The sequence below is a fragment of the Sphingomonas sp. ERG5 genome, assembly GCF_000803065.1.
Taxonomy (GTDB): Bacteria; Pseudomonadota; Alphaproteobacteria; order Sphingomonadales; family Sphingomonadaceae; genus Sphingomonas.
The window spans coordinates 1-15,642 of the sequence record NZ_JSXI01000061.1; the positions used below are offsets into that span (position 1 = coordinate 1).

The 15,642-nt window shown below is 65.8% G+C and carries 15 protein-coding genes; 10 read left to right on the plus strand and 5 right to left on the minus strand.

The window, feature by feature from the left end; translation table 11 throughout:
• Nucleotides 1-442 precede the first annotated feature (442 nt).
• The 5 genes from OO12_RS19400 (at nucleotide 443) to OO12_RS19420 (ending at nucleotide 4,565) form a co-directional block, all read left to right on the plus strand.
• A complete protein-coding gene (locus OO12_RS19400) occupies nucleotides 443-907 on the plus strand; it encodes a carboxymuconolactone decarboxylase family protein (RefSeq protein ID WP_034160395.1) in 465 nt (154 codons plus the stop codon).
• Nucleotides 885-1,790: a sigma-70 family RNA polymerase sigma factor gene (locus tag OO12_RS19405; protein WP_034160396.1), complete on the plus strand. Its 906-nt coding sequence runs from the start codon at nucleotides 885-887 to the stop codon at nucleotides 1,788-1,790. Before OO12_RS19400 ends, OO12_RS19405 begins: the two co-directional genes overlap by 23 nt.
• 31 nt (nucleotides 1,791-1,821) lie before the next feature.
• The gene (locus tag OO12_RS19410) at nucleotides 1,822-2,241 is read left to right on the plus strand and encodes a hypothetical protein (RefSeq protein WP_235364892.1); all 420 of its coding nucleotides are present in this window, start codon (nucleotides 1,822-1,824) and stop codon (nucleotides 2,239-2,241) included.
• Nucleotides 2,242-2,340: 99 nt separating this feature from the next.
• Nucleotides 2,341-3,234, plus strand: a complete 894-nt coding sequence (locus OO12_RS19415) for a hypothetical protein (RefSeq protein ID WP_052216071.1) — start codon at nucleotides 2,341-2,343, stop codon at nucleotides 3,232-3,234.
• A gap of 29 nt (nucleotides 3,235-3,263) precedes the next feature.
• Complete coding sequence (locus OO12_RS19420; RefSeq protein ID WP_235364894.1) at nucleotides 3,264-4,565, plus strand: hypothetical protein; 1,302 nt, start codon at nucleotides 3,264-3,266, stop codon at nucleotides 4,563-4,565.
• Here OO12_RS19420 and smc read toward each other — a convergent pair.
• Genes smc through OO12_RS19440 form a run of 4 tightly spaced genes read right to left on the minus strand, consistent with a single transcriptional unit; the run spans nucleotide 4,510 to nucleotide 9,983 of the window.
• Nucleotides 4,510-7,911 (minus strand): chromosome segregation protein SMC, encoded by a 3,402-nt coding sequence (gene smc / locus OO12_RS19425; protein ID WP_034160398.1) that lies wholly within the window; start codon nucleotides 7,909-7,911, stop codon nucleotides 4,510-4,512. The two genes, OO12_RS19420 and smc, sit on opposite strands and share 56 nt — an antisense overlap.
• Nucleotides 7,912-7,945: 34 nt before the next feature.
• Complete coding sequence (locus tag OO12_RS19430) at nucleotides 7,946-8,686, minus strand: thioredoxin domain-containing protein (RefSeq protein WP_034160399.1); 741 nt, start codon at nucleotides 8,684-8,686, stop codon at nucleotides 7,946-7,948.
• A 53-nt stretch (nucleotides 8,687-8,739) separates the two neighbouring features.
• Nucleotides 8,740-9,432, minus strand: a complete 693-nt coding sequence (locus OO12_RS19435) for a DsbA family protein (RefSeq protein WP_052216073.1) — start codon at nucleotides 9,430-9,432, stop codon at nucleotides 8,740-8,742.
• Nucleotides 9,429-9,983, minus strand: coding sequence for a DciA family protein (locus tag OO12_RS19440; RefSeq protein WP_034160400.1), 555 nt, complete (start codon nucleotides 9,981-9,983; stop codon nucleotides 9,429-9,431). The genes OO12_RS19435 and OO12_RS19440 overlap by 4 nt, the downstream gene beginning before the upstream one ends.
• Before the next feature lie 92 nt (nucleotides 9,984-10,075).
• On the opposite strand from OO12_RS19440, the gene mutY reads away from it, so the two are divergent.
• The 3 genes from mutY to nudC are packed head-to-tail and all read left to right on the plus strand — an operon-like array spanning nucleotide 10,076 to nucleotide 13,313.
• Nucleotides 10,076-11,095 (plus strand): A/G-specific adenine glycosylase, encoded by a 1,020-nt coding sequence (mutY, locus tag OO12_RS19445; protein WP_052216074.1) that lies wholly within the window; start codon nucleotides 10,076-10,078, stop codon nucleotides 11,093-11,095.
• Nucleotides 11,092-12,453 (plus strand): serine hydrolase domain-containing protein, encoded by a 1,362-nt coding sequence (locus OO12_RS19450; RefSeq protein WP_034160401.1) that lies wholly within the window; start codon nucleotides 11,092-11,094, stop codon nucleotides 12,451-12,453. Before mutY ends, OO12_RS19450 begins: the two co-directional genes overlap by 4 nt.
• A complete protein-coding gene (gene nudC, locus OO12_RS19455; protein ID WP_034160402.1) occupies nucleotides 12,450-13,313 on the plus strand; it encodes an NAD(+) diphosphatase in 864 nt (287 codons plus the stop codon). The genes OO12_RS19450 and nudC overlap by 4 nt, the downstream gene beginning before the upstream one ends.
• 53 nt (nucleotides 13,314-13,366) lie before the next feature.
• Here the strand turns inward: nudC and OO12_RS19460 are convergent, their stop codons facing one another.
• Nucleotides 13,367-14,257, minus strand: coding sequence for a prephenate dehydratase (locus OO12_RS19460; RefSeq protein WP_034160403.1), 891 nt, complete (start codon nucleotides 14,255-14,257; stop codon nucleotides 13,367-13,369).
• Nucleotides 14,258-14,352: 95 nt separating this feature from the next.
• Here OO12_RS19460 and OO12_RS19465 point away from each other — a divergent pair, with 95 nt between their 5' ends.
• Together OO12_RS19465 and OO12_RS19470 are read left to right on the plus strand one after the other, a co-directional pair.
• A complete protein-coding gene (locus OO12_RS19465; protein WP_034160404.1) occupies nucleotides 14,353-15,009 on the plus strand; it encodes a c-type cytochrome in 657 nt (218 codons plus the stop codon).
• A 104-nt stretch (nucleotides 15,010-15,113) separates the two neighbouring features.
• The gene (locus tag OO12_RS19470) at nucleotides 15,114-15,431 is read left to right on the plus strand and encodes a cupin (RefSeq protein WP_034160405.1); all 318 of its coding nucleotides are present in this window, start codon (nucleotides 15,114-15,116) and stop codon (nucleotides 15,429-15,431) included.
• The last annotated feature ends 211 nt before the right edge of the window (nucleotides 15,432-15,642 follow it).

A 15,642-nucleotide genomic window follows, 5' to 3' on the forward strand; every position in this document is an offset into this window, starting at 1 on the left:
CAATTGAACTAAAGATATTACAATATGATCTTGAATCAGTATATAAATAGAATAAAAATTAACACTTTTTATTTGTTGTGAAAAACAAAAAATAGATAAATGTATAATGCATATAATTATCCATATATTATCCGTATAAATTAACTATAAATGTAATGTGGCGGCAATAATGCGTGCCGATGGATGCGGAGTCACATGTTTATTATTGTGCTTCGGTATGGCGGTCCAATGCCTCGGCTATAGCCGGAAGTATTTAATGGAAGAGCGTGCCAAGCGATGAGGAGAGTGCGATATTAACATATCGTTCTTCGGACTGAATCGAGGACGTAACGGCTCTCCCGCTTCAACAAGGGGCGGAGAAAAAATTTCGCGGCCATGTCACAGTCGATGATCCCTATCTCGTCTTGAGTGGGAAGGTGCATAGGGCACCTGGGAGAAGGCAATGACCCCGCGTATCAAGAATCCGTTCAAGTCCGCGCCCGACGGCATCAAGGCGATGATGGCGCTGGAAGAAAGCATCAAGGCCAGCAGCCTCGACCACCAGGTGATCGAGCTCGTGAAGATGCGTGCATCGCAGATCAACGGCTGCGCCTATTGCATCCATATGCACGCAACCGACGCTCGGGCGCATGGCGAGACCGAGATGCGGCTCTATATGCTCAACGCGTGGCGCGAATCGCCGCTCTATAGCGACCGGGAGCGCGCGGCCCTGGCCTGGACCGAAGCCCTGACCCATGTGGCCGACACCGGTGCGCCGGACGCGGATTTTGCGCTGCTCAGCGCGCAGTTCGATGAGGCCGAGCAAGTCCAGCTTACTTTGCTGATCGGTGCGATCAATTTGTGGAACCGGCTGCAGGTCGGACTGCGCGCGGTTCATCCGGTGGATGCGGCGCGTGTCGCAGCCTGACGAATCCACGCGTATCTTCGAGACGCAGCGGCCACGGTTGCTGCGCCTCGCCTATCGCATGCTCGGGTCGCTCAGCGAGGCCGAGGATGTAGTGCAGGATGCGTGGCTGCGTTGGCAGCGTGCGGATGTGGCGGTGGAAATCCCCGCCGCTTTCCTGTCGCGCGTGGTGACGCGGCTGTGCCTCGATGTGATCAAATCGGCGCGCGTCAGGCGGGAAACCTATGTCGGGGAATGGCTGCCCGAGCCGCTGCTCGAGATGACCGACGAGGAACCGGCCGACAATCTGACCCTGACCCTGATGATGGCGCTCGAGCGCCTGTCGCCGCTGGAGCGTGCCGCGTTCCTGTTGCACGATGTATTCGGTGTCGCCCTGAACGAGGTTGCGACGACGCTCGACCGCGATGCCGGCGCAGTGCGGCAACTGGCGGTCAGGGCGCGCAAGCACGTCCATGAGGCACGGCCGCGCTTTCCGGTCGCACAGGAAGAGGCGGATCGGATTGCCGAGGCCTTTTTCTCGGCGTCGCGCAGTGGCGATACGCAGGCACTGAAGCTGTTGCTGGCGGACAATGTCGTGTTGCAGTCCGATGGCGGCGGCCGCGTGATGGCATTCCGCAACCCGATCGTCGGGATCGAGCGCATGCTGCGGATGTTCGCCGGCCTGTATCGCAAGTTCGGCGAGCGTGGGATGGTGATGCTCCGCCCGGTGTGGATCGACGGCCTTCCCGGTTATGTCAGTTCCGAGCGCGGGGAAATCCTGCAGACCACGGCGCTGGAGATCGAAAATGGGCGCATCACCGGTATCTATATCATGCGTAATCCGGACAAGCTGAAGCATGTCGAACTGGCCCTGGCTGCCGAGGCGCAGGCCGGACGAGCACATTGACGAACTCAACCTGTCAAAAGGAATGGTCGATATGAGACGGACCTGCATCATCATCGCGACGATTCTCGGGCTGGCCATGGCCGCCAATGGCCTGGTCATGCTGGCCGTGCCGCTCGACTGGTATTTCGCCGTGCCGGGTGTGACCTCGACGGGCGCGTTCAACCAGCATTTCATCCGCGACATCGGCATGATCTTCGTGCTGACCGGCGGCGCCTATGTGACGGGGGCGTTCCGCGCGGAAACGCGGCTGTTGCTCTGGACGATGGCGACGGTGTGGTTCAGCGGCCATGCGCTGTTCCATCTCTGGGAGATCGCCGTGGGAATCTGTTCTCCGTCCGCCTTTCCGCGCGATTTCGTCGCGGTTACCTTACCCGCGATCATCGGGATCGGACTGACGGCGTGGAGCTATGCTGACAGCCGTCAGCGACTCAGCGAGCGCCGCATAAATTAGACCAGGTGGCCGCTCCGTTAGACGGCCCCACCAGACCGCGGTAGGGAAAGGCCGTCGCGGCGAATGCGTCGCGGCGCTGGGCGCAGGAGCGGGGAAAATATGAGAGCGGATGCCGGCCCGATCGCGATGTTGTTCGCGATCCTTGTCCTGATAGGTCCCCTGATATTGGGCCTGGTGGGATGGTCGCGGCGTGGCGGTCGCCGAGATGGCGCGGTCGCGGGACCGTGGGACTGGCAGCTGACGATCGGGTCCGCCCTGCTCTATGCGCTTGCGTTCGAATTGCTGTTCCTGGTCCAGGAATTGTTCCTGGTCATTCCCAAGGCGCTGGTGCCGGGGCTTCATCCGACGCTGTACCACAACAATCATGACTGGACCGGGGATAATCCGCTGGCGCGGTTGTTCCAGGGCACCGGCGCGCTGGCAATCCTGCTGGTCGGCCTGGCGGCGTTGTTCGCGTTGCGCGGCAACCGGGCGCCGGCAAGCGCGACCGGGCGTGTCGCGCTGATATGGGTCGCCTTTGCCGGTTTGTTCCAGTCGATCTCGCAAGTCGTTGTCGGCGCGATCCTGCCGCAAAATGATGTCGGCATGGCGATGGACTATCTCGGTCTTGACGCGCCCATGCATTGGGCGGCGGCGTTGGTCGCGTTGGTGGCGATCGTCGCGGTGGCGTTCGCATTGATGCGCCCGCTGCTCAGCCTCGCACCCAATGAGTGTCGCACAGTAACGATTTTCCGGGTGGCGACCGTGCCCGCCATATTGGGAACCGCGATCATCATTCCGTTCCGCGTGCCCGGCTCGATCGACCAGGTACTGCTGGTGCCGGTGGCGGTGGCAATCATCGGCATGGGGTTCATCCAGAGCGGCGCCTGGCGCAGCACGCCGCTGCCGGCGACGGCGCCAGCCGGGCGGCTGAACCTCGGGCGGCTGACGATCCTCACCATGGTGATGTTGGCGTTCTTCCAGCTGGTGCTGCGGCCGGGCATCAATTTCTGAGGCATCGGTCGCCAAAGATCAGTCCAGGCATGGCTGTTCTTCGCTGGTCCAAGACGATAAGCCCGCGCCACGGCACGGGAGCAGGCATGGGCGGGACGGATCGAACGCGGTGGTGGCCCTATGTGCTGCTGGGCCTGACGTGCCTCGCCGGCTGGGCGTTCAAGGGGCATTGCGGGGCTTATTGGACGGATTCGATCCAGTACACGACCGGCTGTTATAGCGACGCGGTGCCGTTCTGGGGCCTGCGCGGCGTTGCGGCCGGGCAATTGCCCTATGTCGATGCACGAATGGAATATCCCGTGCTGACCGGCGGACTGATCTGGGTCGAGGGACTGGTGACGCGCACGCTGTTTGGCCCGGTGGCGAATGCGGCGCATTTTCTCGGCGTGGTCGCGGCGGTCAATGCGCTGCTCGCCTTTCTCGTGCTGGCGATGATGGAGCGTGCCGGGGTCGATCGCCGCCGGCTCTATTGGTGGGCCGCCGCGCCGCCGCTGATCCTCTATCTCGGGCATAATTGGGATATGCTGGCGGTGGCCTTCGCCATTGCTGCGCTGCTTGCGGCACGGCGCGGCGCCGCGATCAACGCCACCGCGCTTGCTGCGCTGGGCACCGCCGCCAAGCTGTTCCCCATATTGCTGCTGCCGTTGTTCGGACTCGCCGCGCTGTTCCCGGGCGAGCGCAGGCAGGTGACCGGGCGCCTGACCGCCGCTGCGCTGCTGGTGGTGATCGCGATCGCCTATTGGGGTGCAGTCAATGTGCCGGTGGCGTTTGGCGCCTATCAGAACTGGTCGGAATTCTACCGTTTTTCCGGCGAGCGTTCGGGGACCGCGGCATCGATCTGGGAATTGCTGTCGACGTCCGGTTTCTGGGTGACATCGATTCCGCAGCGCAACCTGGTGTCGGGCGGCCTGTTCCTGGTCGGTGCCGCCATGATCGTCGCGCTCGGCTGGCGGCGGCACGGTGATCGGCCCTGGCTGTTGTTTACGCCGGTGCTGGCCTGGTTCCTGCTGACCAACAAGGTCTATTCGCCGCAATTCGACCTGTGGCTCTATCCGGTGCTGATCCTGACCAGCTACCGGCTATGGCCGATCGCCTGGTTCGCGCTGGGCGATTTCCTCGCCTATTTCGCCGAATTCTGGTGGTTCGCCGGGATGGAGGGACATCTGCCAGCGGCGACACAGGGCGAGATTGCGATCGCCGCCGCGGTCCGCGGGGCAGCAATGTTGTGGATCATCGCCGCGAGCTTGCGCCAGCCGGCGCCTGACTGGGTTGAGTTCAGGCCGCCAACAGGCTCTCCGCCCCACCCAGATCGACCGAGACCAGTCGGCTGACACCCTGTTCGATCATCGTCACGCCGAACAGGCGGTGCATGCGACTCATCGTCACGGCATTATGGGTGACGATCAGATAGCGGGTCGCGGTCTCGCGTGTCATGGCGTCGAGCAAATCGCAGAAGCGTTCGATATTGGCGTCGTCGAGCGGCGCATCGACTTCGTCGAGCACGCAGATCGGCGCGGGATTGGTCAGGAACAGGCCGAAGATCAGCGCGACCGCAGTCAATGCCTGCTCGCCGCCCGACAGAAGAGTCAGCGACTGAAGCTTCTTGCCTGGCGGCTGGGCCATGATCTCGAGTCCCGCTTCGAGCGGATCGTCCGAATCGATCAGTTCGAGATGTGCGCTGCCGCCGTTGAACAGGGTGGTGAACAGGCGGCGGAAATGGCCGTCGACCGCTTCGAAGGCGGCGAGCAGGCGTTGCCGGCCTTCGCGGTTGAGCGTGCCGATCGAGCCGCGCAGGCGATTGACCGCCAGACCCAGTTCGTCGCGCTCGGCGCTGTTGCCGATGCTCGCGGCCTCCAGTTCGGCGAGTTCGCTTTCGGCGACGAGATTGACCGGGCCGATCCGTTCGCGCTCCAGCGTCAGTCGCTCATGGGCGCTGGATTCATCGGCGGGGCTGCGCACCGTGTCGACGGTGAAGCCGACTCGTTCCGGCAATACGGGAGCGGGGCATTCAAAGCGTTCGCCGGACAGGCGGCCCATCTCGATCCGCCGCAATTCCTGATTTTCCGCGCGAGCGGCAGCGCCGGCGCGGACCTCGCGCGCTTCGGACAGCGCCTCGCCCGCCATGCGCGCAACTGTGTCGGTTTCGCGCAACGTCGTTTCCGCGTCGCGCTCGATCGTCTGGGCCGCTTCCGCTTCGGCCCGGGCCGCACCGTGCGTCGTGTCCAGCGCGGCGATTTCCCGGTCGAGCGCGGCGGGACGATCGGCCAGCGCCTCGGCTTCCGTCGCCAGTTCGGTATCGCGCTTGTCCATGTCACCGATGCGTCGCGCCGCTTCGCCGGCGCGGGCGCGCCAGCCCTTGGCTTCGCCCGTCCCGCTCGCCAGCCGGTCCCGATCCTGTGCGATCGTCCGTTCGAGTCCGGCGCGGTCGGCGCGCGCGGTCGCCACTGCGGTGCGCCGCGTTTCGGCATCGGCGGACAAGGTGATGACCCGTTCACGCGTCGCGCTGCCGTCGGGCAACGCCGCCTTGTCGCGTGCGGCGCGGTCGAGTTCGGCCTGCGCTTCGGACAATTCCGCCGCGATGCGCTGACGGCGCGAGTCGAGATCGGCGCGCTGCGTTTCGATCCGTTCGAGCGCGACCGCCGCCTTGTCCTCGGCGCGGCCCGCATCGCGCGCACTGGTTTCTGCGCCTTCGAGCACGCGGCGTGCATCGGCGGCGGCACGGCGCGCCTCGGCGATCGCTTCGTCGATGCGGTTGAGTTCGCTTTCAGCCGAATCGACCGCGCGGACCACCGCCGGGCGGGCGGATTCGATCGCGCGCAGCCGGTTCATGCGTTCGAGCCGCTCAGCCGCCGCTGCCCCGCCTGATTTCGCGACATAACCGTCCCAGCGGCGCAGCACGCCGGCGGTCGTCACCAGTCGCTGTCCGACCGCGAGCGGTTGCCCGTCATCGCTGTCCGCAACGAGAATCTGCGCCAGTCGCCGCGCCAGCGCCGGTGGAGCGGTGACATGCTTGCCCAGCGCGACAGTCCCGGCGGGCGGTATGGGGTCGCCGGGCAATGCTTCGGCGCCGGCCCAGAAGCGCTCCGCCGTCGGATCAAGCCCGGTTTCCAGATCGTCGCCCAGCGCCGCCGCAAGCGCGCGTTCATAACCCGGATCGGCGCGTACCTGGTCAAGCAGCCGCTCGCGTCCACTCGCGCGTGTTGCCTTGGCCAGCGCGGCCGCCTCGCTGTCGAGGGCGGACAATTCGGCATGTGCGGCGGCGCGGGCCGATTGGGCACGGTCGCGCTGGTCGATTGCCGAGCGCTCGCCGGCATCGGCGCGGGCAAGCGCGGTACGCGCGGATTCGGCATGGCGCAGCGCTTGCGCGCGTGCCTCGGCGGCGCGGGTGCGCTCGGCCTGTAGCGGTGCCGCGTCGCCCAATGCCGCGGCTTCCGAGGTGACCCGCGACAGGTCGCGCTCGCTGCGCTCGGTGCGCGCCCGCGCTGCCGCGAGCGCCGCTTCGGCCACCCGCGCTTCCGCAGCTTCGCTTGCCTGCGCCGCGAGCGCCTGGGCCAGCGCAACCTCGGCGTCGCGCGCGGCGCGTTCCGCCCCGGCAAGTATCGTGTCGAGTTCGGGCATGCGCGCCGTCGCATCGGCGATGCGCGCGTCGAGCGTCTTGGCTTCCTCGGCGAGCCGGGCCAGCGCTTCGGCGGCATCATTGGCGAGGGCGCCTTCGCGGGCGCGATCGTCGATCAGCCGTCCGCGATTCGCCGTCAGCTCGGCGAGCCGCCGGTCGACCGCCGCACGTTCGGTGCGCAGGCTGGAGAGTTTGTGCCCTGCCTCGCTTGCCCGGTCGCGGGCGGCCAGCGCGGCGGCGCGGGCGGTGGCCAGCTGGCTGGTTGCTTCCGCTTGATAGGCGGCGGCGGCGCGCTGCGCTTCGGAGGCGTCCGCGACGCGAGTCTCGGCCTGCGCGGCTTCCGCCTTCGCGGCGTCGGCCGCCGCCGCGGCGTCGCGCCAGCGCGCAAAGATCATCCGCGCCTCGGCGGTGCGGATCTGGTCGGACAGCGCGCGATAGCGTTCGGCCTGACGCGCCTGACGTTTCAGCGCCGCGGCCCGGGCGTCCTGATCGGCAATGACTTCATCGAGGCGCGTGAGATTGGCCTCGGTCGCGCGGAGCTTTTGTTCGGCGTCCTTGCGGCGGACATGCAGGCCGGCGATTCCGGCTGCCTCCTCCAGCATCGCACGCCGCTCGGCGGGCTTGGCGGAAATGACCGCGCTGATCCGGCCCTGGCTGACCAGGGCGGGCGAATGTGCGCCGGTCGCGGCATCGGCGAACAGCAGCGCGACATCCTTGGCGCGGACGTCACGCCCGTCGATGCGATATGCGGAACCGGCGCCGCGTTCGATCCGGCGCACGATTTCGGTTTCCTCGGCACCGGCATCCTCGATCAGGATCGAGACTTCGGCGAATTCGCGCGCCGGGCGTGTCGCGGTGCCGGCGAAGATCACATCTTCCATGCCGGCCCCGCGCAGCGAGCGGGCGGAGGTTTCGCCCATCGTCCAGCGCAGCGCCTCCAGCAGATTGGATTTGCCGCAGCCGTTCGGGCCGACGATTCCCGTCAGCCCGGGTTCGATGCGCAGATCGGCGGCATCGACGAAGCTCTTGAATCCGGACAGCCTGAGCCGCTTGATCTGCACTAGCCGGCCGCCCCCCGCCTATGATCGCGGGCGATCAGCCGCCCGCGCCCTTCAGGATCGGCTCGAGCTGGCTCCAGGCGACCGCATCGACCTTCTGGTCGTTGACCAGGAAGGTCGGCGTGCCCGTCACCTTTCCGGACGACGTGGCGTCGTCGCTGAGCTTGGCCGCCGCTTCCAGCTTGGCCTGGTCGTTCAGGCAAGCGCGTGCCTTGTCCTCGGGAATGCCGCGCTGCTTGACGAACTCGATCAGCCCCATCTGCTCGGCCAGCGCCGTCGCCACCTGATTGGGCTTCATGCTGGGGAATTTCGCCTGGGCTTCGGGCGACATCTTCTGCAGCTTGTCGAGATAGGTCGTCTGATTCTGGTACATCTGCTCGAGCAGCGGGAAGAAGGGCTGCGGGCCACCGCAGGTGCCGAGCAGGGCGGCGGCGAGATCGGGCGCGCCATGGACCAGGAAGTCGCGGAATTCATAGCTGACCTTGCCGGTCGAGACATAGTTCTTGATCAGCGGCTCCATGCCTTCACGGCCGAACTGGCCGCAGGTCGGGCAGGTGCGCGAGCCATATTCGACCAGCTTAATCGGCGCGTTGGGGTTACCCAGGCGATAGCCGCCTTCCGCGGTCAGGGCCGTTGTCTCGGCCCAATTCTGTCCAGCGGGTGCGGCAATGGCCGCGATCGGCGTGGCCGGCGCGGAGAGATTTCCGGTGCTGTTCCCGCTGCCGCAACCGGCAAGGGCGATCAGGGGCAGGATAGCAGTTGCGAGACGGAACTTCATGGTCGGCACACTCCAGGGAAAATCACCAAATAACGGAAATCACGACAGCGGAATCACCGCGCCCCGGCGGCGAGCAGGACCTTGTCCAGCCCGGCCCAGTCGAGATGCGGATAGGGTTTGCCGTTGACGACGAAGCTCGGCGTGCCGCCATCGGCGGGCGCGGCGGCGCGAATCGCGGTCCAGGCCGCATCGGCCATCACGGCGATCTTGAGCACTTCGGCGTCATTGGCGAAACAGGCGTCGAGCGCCGCGTCGTTCAGTCCCCTGGCGCGGCCGATATCGGTCAGCCCGGCCCCGTCGGCAAGCGCACGCAGCCGGGCATTCTCCGGATAAAGGTCCATGCGCCCGCCATTGACGCGCTCGAACTGTATCCCGCGCATCAGCCAGTCCTCCTGGCCGGCAAAGACCGCATCGGTCGTCGCGGAAAAGCCGACAGGCCCGGTGCAGCGCGCGATGATCGTCGCTGCCATATCGAGCTTGTCGCGGATCGCATGGCGCAATTCGACGCTGGTCGAGCCCGAGCGGACATATTTGCCCTTGAGCACCGCCGAGGATCCGATGGAGAAATGCGCGCAGTGCGGGCAGGTATAGCTGAGATATTCGATCAGCTTCACCTTCGCCTTCGGATTGCCGATGACGAACGCACCGCTGCTCGTCTGCGTCACGGTTTTGGACCAGTCGCGCGGGGCCGGGGCCGCGCCGATCAGCAATGGGGCCAGAAATACTGCGATAATCCAGCGAATCACTCGTCCCCACTCCCCTTGATTGGGCCGCCCATGATCGGCGGTCCCCTGGTCGCGGCGACACCGGCCGCCAATGCTTCGAGCACAGCCTTTAATTCCGGATCGGCGATGGTGCGCAGGCTGGCGCCGAGCTCGACCGGGATCGGCTTCAGCGACGGCGGCGCGGCGCGCGGGCGCGGGGCCGGAACATCGCCCTGGCGCATCTGCACGCGTGCGATTGCGGCATAGCCGAAGAAGCGGTTGACCCGTTCGATGATCTCCGGCGCGATATGCTGCATCATCGTGCCATGCGCGCCGCGCACGACCAGGTTGAGCGTGCCTTCGGATCTTTTGCCCTGCGGAAAGCGGATCGATTCGGGGGCGGACACCCCGGCATAGCGCGCGCCGACGATCTCGCTCCAGCGGCTCACCACGGCGCTCTGCACGAAGCCGAAGCGGCGAAACGCGGCGCGTCCGGCGTCCGGCAACAGCTCGGATACCGCGCGCGCACGGCCGCCGCGTTGTGTTTGGGACTCCGGAGTGGGAACGCCACGTTTGCTCATCGCGTCTCTCATGCCATAGCGACGCGGTGCCCGCAAAGCCCCGATCCATAAAGCCCCGACCGATCCCGGCGCCGCTCATTTCACGGCGCCGCGTTTCGGCGCCCTTGCTTGCCTGGTATGACAAGCATGCGCGCGACCTGCCCTGGCGTGCGCCACCGGGCGCACCGCGTGCCGATCCGTACCGGGTGTGGCTGTCGGAAATCATGCTGCAGCAGACGACGGTCGCGACGGTGCGGCCGAAGTTCGAGCATTTCACCACGCGCTGGCCCGATTTCGCCAGCCTCGCCGCCGCTGACGAGGCCGAACTGATGAGCGCCTGGGCCGGGCTCGGCTATTATGCCCGGGCGCGCAATCTGGTCGCCTGCGCGCGCGTCGTGGTCGAACGGCATGGCGGCGCATTCCCCGGCAATGAAGACGAACTGCGTGCTCTGCCCGGCATCGGCGCCTATACCGCTGCGGCCATTGCCAGCATCGCGTTCGGCGAACGCGCCGTGGTGGTCGATGGCAATGTCGAGCGCGTCGTGTCGCGCCTGTTCGCGATTGGTGAGCCCTTGCCGGGCGCGCGAGCCGCGATCCGCGCCGCCACCGATACGATCACGCCCGATTCGCGCAGTGGCGATTTCGCTCAGGCGATGATGGACCTGGGATCGTCGATCTGCACGCCGCGCAATCCCAAATGCCTGGTCTGCCCGCTCAACGACCAATGCCTGGCGTTGTCGCAAGGCGAACCCGATGCCTATCCGGTCAAGCCGGCCAAGGCGACGAAGCCGCAACGCTATGGCACGATCTTCTGGGGTGAGCGCGACGGCAAGGTGTTGCTCGAGCGTCGCCCGCCGCGCGGCTTGCTCGGGGGCATGCGCGCGCTGCCGACCGGACCATGGGCCGATGCCCCGCCGGGGCTTGCCGATCCGCCCGTCGCCGCCGACTGGCAAGTGCTCGACGATCGGGTGGTTCATGTCTTTACGCATTTCCGGCTCGAACTCGCGCTTGCGGTTGCCATCGTGCGGGAGCATTCGAACGCGGGAGAATGGTGGCCGGTGGCCGAGATCGAGTCGGCCGGGTTGCCGACGGTCTTTGCCAAGGCGGCTGCCGTCGTCAGGGGTGAAATCAGGAGAGCGACATGAAGGCTGTGCGGTACATGGTTTCGGCAGGCGCGCTGGCGCTGCTCGCGGCGGGCGCGGTGTTCGCCAGCGAGGCGGCGCCTCAGGCGCAGGCGTCCCGGCCCTTCACACCCCAGCCGGCTCCCGCGACCGCTGCTGTGACCACATCGCCCCTGCCGACGACTCAGGCATTGTTCGATTCCTATGTCGCCACCAACAAGATGCCGGGCATCGTCGGTGCCTTCGGTTATGGCAATCAGCCGACGGTGTTCGTCTCCGCCGGCAAGATCGGCGATGAAGCCGCTGCCGCCAAGGCTGGCCCTGACAGCCTGTGGCGGGTCTATTCGATGACCAAGCCGATCACCGGCATGGCGGCGATGATCCTGATCGAAGACGGCAAGATGTCACTCGACCAGCCGGTCTCCGACTTCATTCCCGCGTTCAGGAACATGAAAGTGCTGATCGGCCCGGACAGTCTCGACAGTCGTCCGGCGACGCGCCCGATCACGATCCGCAATCTGCTGACGCATACCGCCGGGCTGGGCTATACGATCATCACCAGGGGGGCTCTGCTCAAGGAATATGAGCGGCTCGGGCTGACGCCAGGGGTGATCAGCGCGGCAATGGAAGAGCAAGCCCGCAAGGTCCGCCCGACGACGCTCGAGGAATTCGCCAATCGCACCGCCAGCGCGCCGCTGATCGCGGACCCCGGGACCGTGTGGAGTTATTCGATCGGCCTCGATGTGATGGGCCGGGTGATCGAAGTCGCCAGCGGCATGAGCTTCGATGCCTTTGTTCAGAAGCGCATCTTCGGCCCGCTCAAGATGACATCGAGCTATTGGACGGTGCCGCAGAGTGAAGTCGGACGCTTCGCCAGCAACTATATGATCATCGGCGACAGCCGGACGCCGCTCGATTCCGCAGCCAGTTCGATCTGGCTGAAGCCGCCGAGCTTTCCTTATGGCGGCGCGGGGCTCGTCATGTCGGCGCGCGACTATGACCGCTTCCTCCACATGCTGCAGAATTACGGCGAGCTCGACGGCGTCCGGGTGATGAAGCCGGCAACGGCCAAGCTCGGCATGTCCAACCTGTTGCCCGCCGGCGTCTTCTATCGCGGGGTGGCGGCCACGACCGGCGGCACGACGGCGCCCGCGCCATCGGGCTTCGGCGCGGGTGGATCGGTGACGATCGCCGATACGCCGGGCGGCGCCGCCAAGGGAACCTATGGCTGGGGTGGTGCGGCCGGCACGGTCGCTTTCGTCGATCCGGTGCATCGGGTGCGCGGCACGGTGATGGTCAATTACTTCCCGGGCGAGAAATGGCCGCTGCGTACCGAGGCGGTTGCCGCGTTCAGGACCGATATGGAGCGCAAGCGCCCGTGATACCAGGATTCACCGGCGGCGTGCTCGACCGCGCCGACCGACTGCGCCACGACCCCGAAGCCTTTGCGGCGGCAGTCAGCGACTGGCGCGCGCGGTTGCTCAAGCTCGAGAATTTCGAGCCGGAAGTCGATGAGGTCGGGCGGCTTGGTTGGAGCAGTCTGGCCGATGCTCCCGAAGACGCCGAGCTGGTCCTGCTTGGGCTCGACGGCGATAAGCCCCATTTCGCGGCGTTCACGCCCGGGATGCGTGCGCCGGCCGGCCGCTCGATGCGTCTGTTCGGCATGCTCGATCGGTTCGCGCCCGGCGAGGCGGCGACCTATGCCGCTGCGCGCAGCGTGCTCGATTGGCATTCGCGCCATCAATTCTGCGCCAATTGCGGAACGCAGACCGCGATGTTCCGCGCCGGCTGGGGACGCAATTGTCCCCATTGCCACGCCGAACATTTTCCGCGCGTCGACCCGGTGGTGATCATGATCGCCGAACATGACGGCCGCGCGCTGCTTGGGCGTCAGCCGGCCTGGCCGGCGGGGCGCTATTCGGCGCTGGCGGGGTTCCTCGAACCGGGCGAATCGATCGAGGAAGCGGTCACGCGCGAAATCATGGAAGAGGCGGGGATACGCGTGTCCGACGTGCGCTACATCGCCAGCCAGCCCTGGCCATTCCCGTCGTCGCTGATGATGGCGTGCGTCGGCACGGCGGCGGACGACAAGATCACGCTCGACACCAATGAGCTGGAGGACGCGATCTGGGTCCCGCGCGCGGAAGTACGGCGCGTGCTGGCGGGGGGAGAAGGGTCGTTCCTTGCGCCGCCGCCCTATGCGATTGCGCATACGCTGCTCGCGGCCTGGGCGGAGGGCTGATGCCTGTCTGAAATAAGACGGTGCCGGTCCGCACCGACTTATCCCAAAGCGAATCAGTCGCGCGTCCGCGCCATGCGATAGGTGCCGAGCAAGCGCATCCATTTCGAATGGAAGCCCAATTCCTCCAGTGCGCGGTCGAGCGGCTCGTCGCCGGGTCTGCCGACGATATCGGCATAGAATTCGGTCGCCGCAAAGCTGCCGCCGCGTTGATAGCTTTCCAGCTTGGTCATGTTGACGCCGTTGGTCGCGAAACCACCCATCGCCTTGTAGAGCGCGGCGGGAATATTCTTCACTTCGAAGATCAGCGTCGTCATCCACGGCCCTTCGCCGATCGGCTCATGACCCGCGCGGGCGAGAACGACGAAGCGCGTCGTATTGTGATCGGCATCGGCCAGGCCGTCGGCAAGCAGGTTGAGATTATAGATTTTCGCCGCACCGGGCGGCGCAAGCGCCGCGACCTTCGGGTCGCCAAGTTCGGCCACGACTGCCGCGGCGCCCGCGGTGTCGGGATAGGCGATTGCCGAGATGCCATGCTCGCGCAGCCAGTGGCGGCACTGGCCCAGCGCCTGGGGATGGCTCATCGCTTCCCGCACATCGTCGCGCGTGCCGACGCCCATCAGCGCGTGCTTGATGCCGAGGAAATGTTCGCCGGTGATCACCAGGCCCGATTCGGGCAGCAGGAAATGCATGTCGGCGACGCGGCCATGCAGCGAATTCTCGATCGGAATGATCGCGCAGTCGGCGCGGCCTTCGCGGACCGCATCGATCGCGTCGGCGAAGTCGAAACAGGGCAAGGGCAGGCAATCGGGAAACGCTTCCATTGCCGCGACATGCGAATTCGCGCCGGGTGCGCCCTGAAACGCCACCGCGCGCTGCGGTTGGGCGGCGGCGGCTTCGGTCATCCTTGCGACGATCGGGCGAGCGGGGGCGGCGAAATTTTCCATGAGGCCGCGCGCTTAAGCGCGGCTTGCGGTGTCGGCAACGCGAATCTAAAGGAAGCCAACTTTCCGGCCTATGATACGACAGGGGCAAAGGCGTAATGGACAACAGGACGAACACGATCGCGGGCTGGGTACTGGGGGCGTGCGGCGTGGCGCTTGGGCTCGGGATCGTCGGTAACATGGTGTATCACACCGGCGCACCCGAAAAGGCCGGCTACCCGATCGAAGGCGCTGAGGCCGAGGGTGGCGCAGGCGCCGCCGAAGTGCCGATCGCGACACTGCTGGCGTCGGCCGATCCGGCCAAGGGCGCTGACGTGTTCAAGAAATGCACCGCTTGCCACACCATCACTCAGGGCGGCGCGAACGGCATCGGCCCGAATCTCTACGCCACGCTCGGCGAGGGCATTGCCGAGGGCAAGGGCGGATTCGCCTTTTCCGACGCGCTGAAGTCGCATGGCGGCAAATGGGGCTTTGACGAAATGAACGCGTGGCTGACCAGCCCGCGCAAATTCGCCAGCGGCACCAAGATGACCTTTGCCGGTCTTGGCAATGCGCAGGACCGGGCGAATGTGATCGCTTATCTCAACCAGCAGGGATCGAACCTGCCGCTTCCGGCGGCGCCGGCGGCTGGCGCGCCGGCCGCGGCGGCTGGCAAGGCTGAAGCCAAGGCGGCAGGCAACACCACCGCTGCGAGCACCGAACCCGCCAAGGCCGCGACGCCGGCACCGGGCGCGCCGGCGGCAAAGACGCATTGATCGGGACGCATTGACTGGGCGGCCTCTCTTGCGGGAGAGGCTGGCGCGGCCGGCACCGGGCGCGCGACCCCGGCGTCGATCGATACGCGTGGCGGAGGTCTGAAATGCCGACGATCGTCAACGATGTGATCGATTTCCGGCCCGACCGGGCATGGGACGCGCGCGATCTCATGGAGATCGACGGCGTGACCGTGCGCCTGCATTGGACCGATCAGCCTTATAAATGGCACAGGAATGACGGGGCCGAGGCCTTTGTCGTCCTTAGCGGCCAGGTCGATATGTTCTATCGGATCGACGGAGCGGAGCATTGTGTCCGCCTCTCGCCCACCGACATTTTCCTCGCTGATGTCGGCGATGAGCATGTCGCGCACCCGGTCGGTGCCGCGCATATCCTTGTCGTGGAGCGCAAGGGTTCGGTTTAGCCTGGAGCATCGAGCATAAAATCCGATCCGTTGGTACGGAGTGGAGATCGCCTGGGCGCAGCCATATCGGGAACCGGTCTGGAAGGGTCTTCGGCAAGGAAGCCCGATCGGTTGGCGGTGACGCGCGATGCTGCCCGATCTCCGTGAATCCGGCCGCTAACACCGCTAATTTCATCTTAGTATATGATATATAATAATATTATATGGCGCG

Coding starts and splice junctions, on each gene's coding strand:
- OO12_RS19415 (WP_052216071.1), top strand. CDS start 2,341: ATGAGAGCGGATGCCGGCCCGATCGCGATGTTGTTCGCGATCCTTGTC.
- OO12_RS19450 (WP_034160401.1), top strand. CDS start 11,092: ATGAAGGCTGTGCGGTACATGGTTTCGGCAGGCGCGCTGGCGCTGCTC.
- OO12_RS19410 (WP_235364892.1), top strand. CDS start 1,822: ATGAGACGGACCTGCATCATCATCGCGACGATTCTCGGGCTGGCCATG.
- OO12_RS19440 (WP_034160400.1), bottom strand. CDS start 9,983: ATGAGAGACGCGATGAGCAAACGTGGCGTTCCCACTCCGGAGTCCCAA.
- OO12_RS19420 (WP_235364894.1), top strand. CDS start 3,264: ATGGCTGTTCTTCGCTGGTCCAAGACGATAAGCCCGCGCCACGGCACG.
- OO12_RS19470 (WP_034160405.1), top strand. CDS start 15,114: ATGCCGACGATCGTCAACGATGTGATCGATTTCCGGCCCGACCGGGCA.
- OO12_RS19460 (WP_034160403.1), bottom strand. CDS start 14,257: ATGGAAAATTTCGCCGCCCCCGCTCGCCCGATCGTCGCAAGGATGACC.
- OO12_RS19405 (WP_034160396.1), top strand. CDS start 885: ATGCGGCGCGTGTCGCAGCCTGACGAATCCACGCGTATCTTCGAGACG.
- OO12_RS19430 (WP_034160399.1), bottom strand. CDS start 8,686: ATGAAGTTCCGTCTCGCAACTGCTATCCTGCCCCTGATCGCCCTTGCC.
- OO12_RS19400 (WP_034160395.1), top strand. CDS start 443: ATGACCCCGCGTATCAAGAATCCGTTCAAGTCCGCGCCCGACGGCATC.
- OO12_RS19465 (WP_034160404.1), top strand. CDS start 14,353: ATGGACAACAGGACGAACACGATCGCGGGCTGGGTACTGGGGGCGTGC.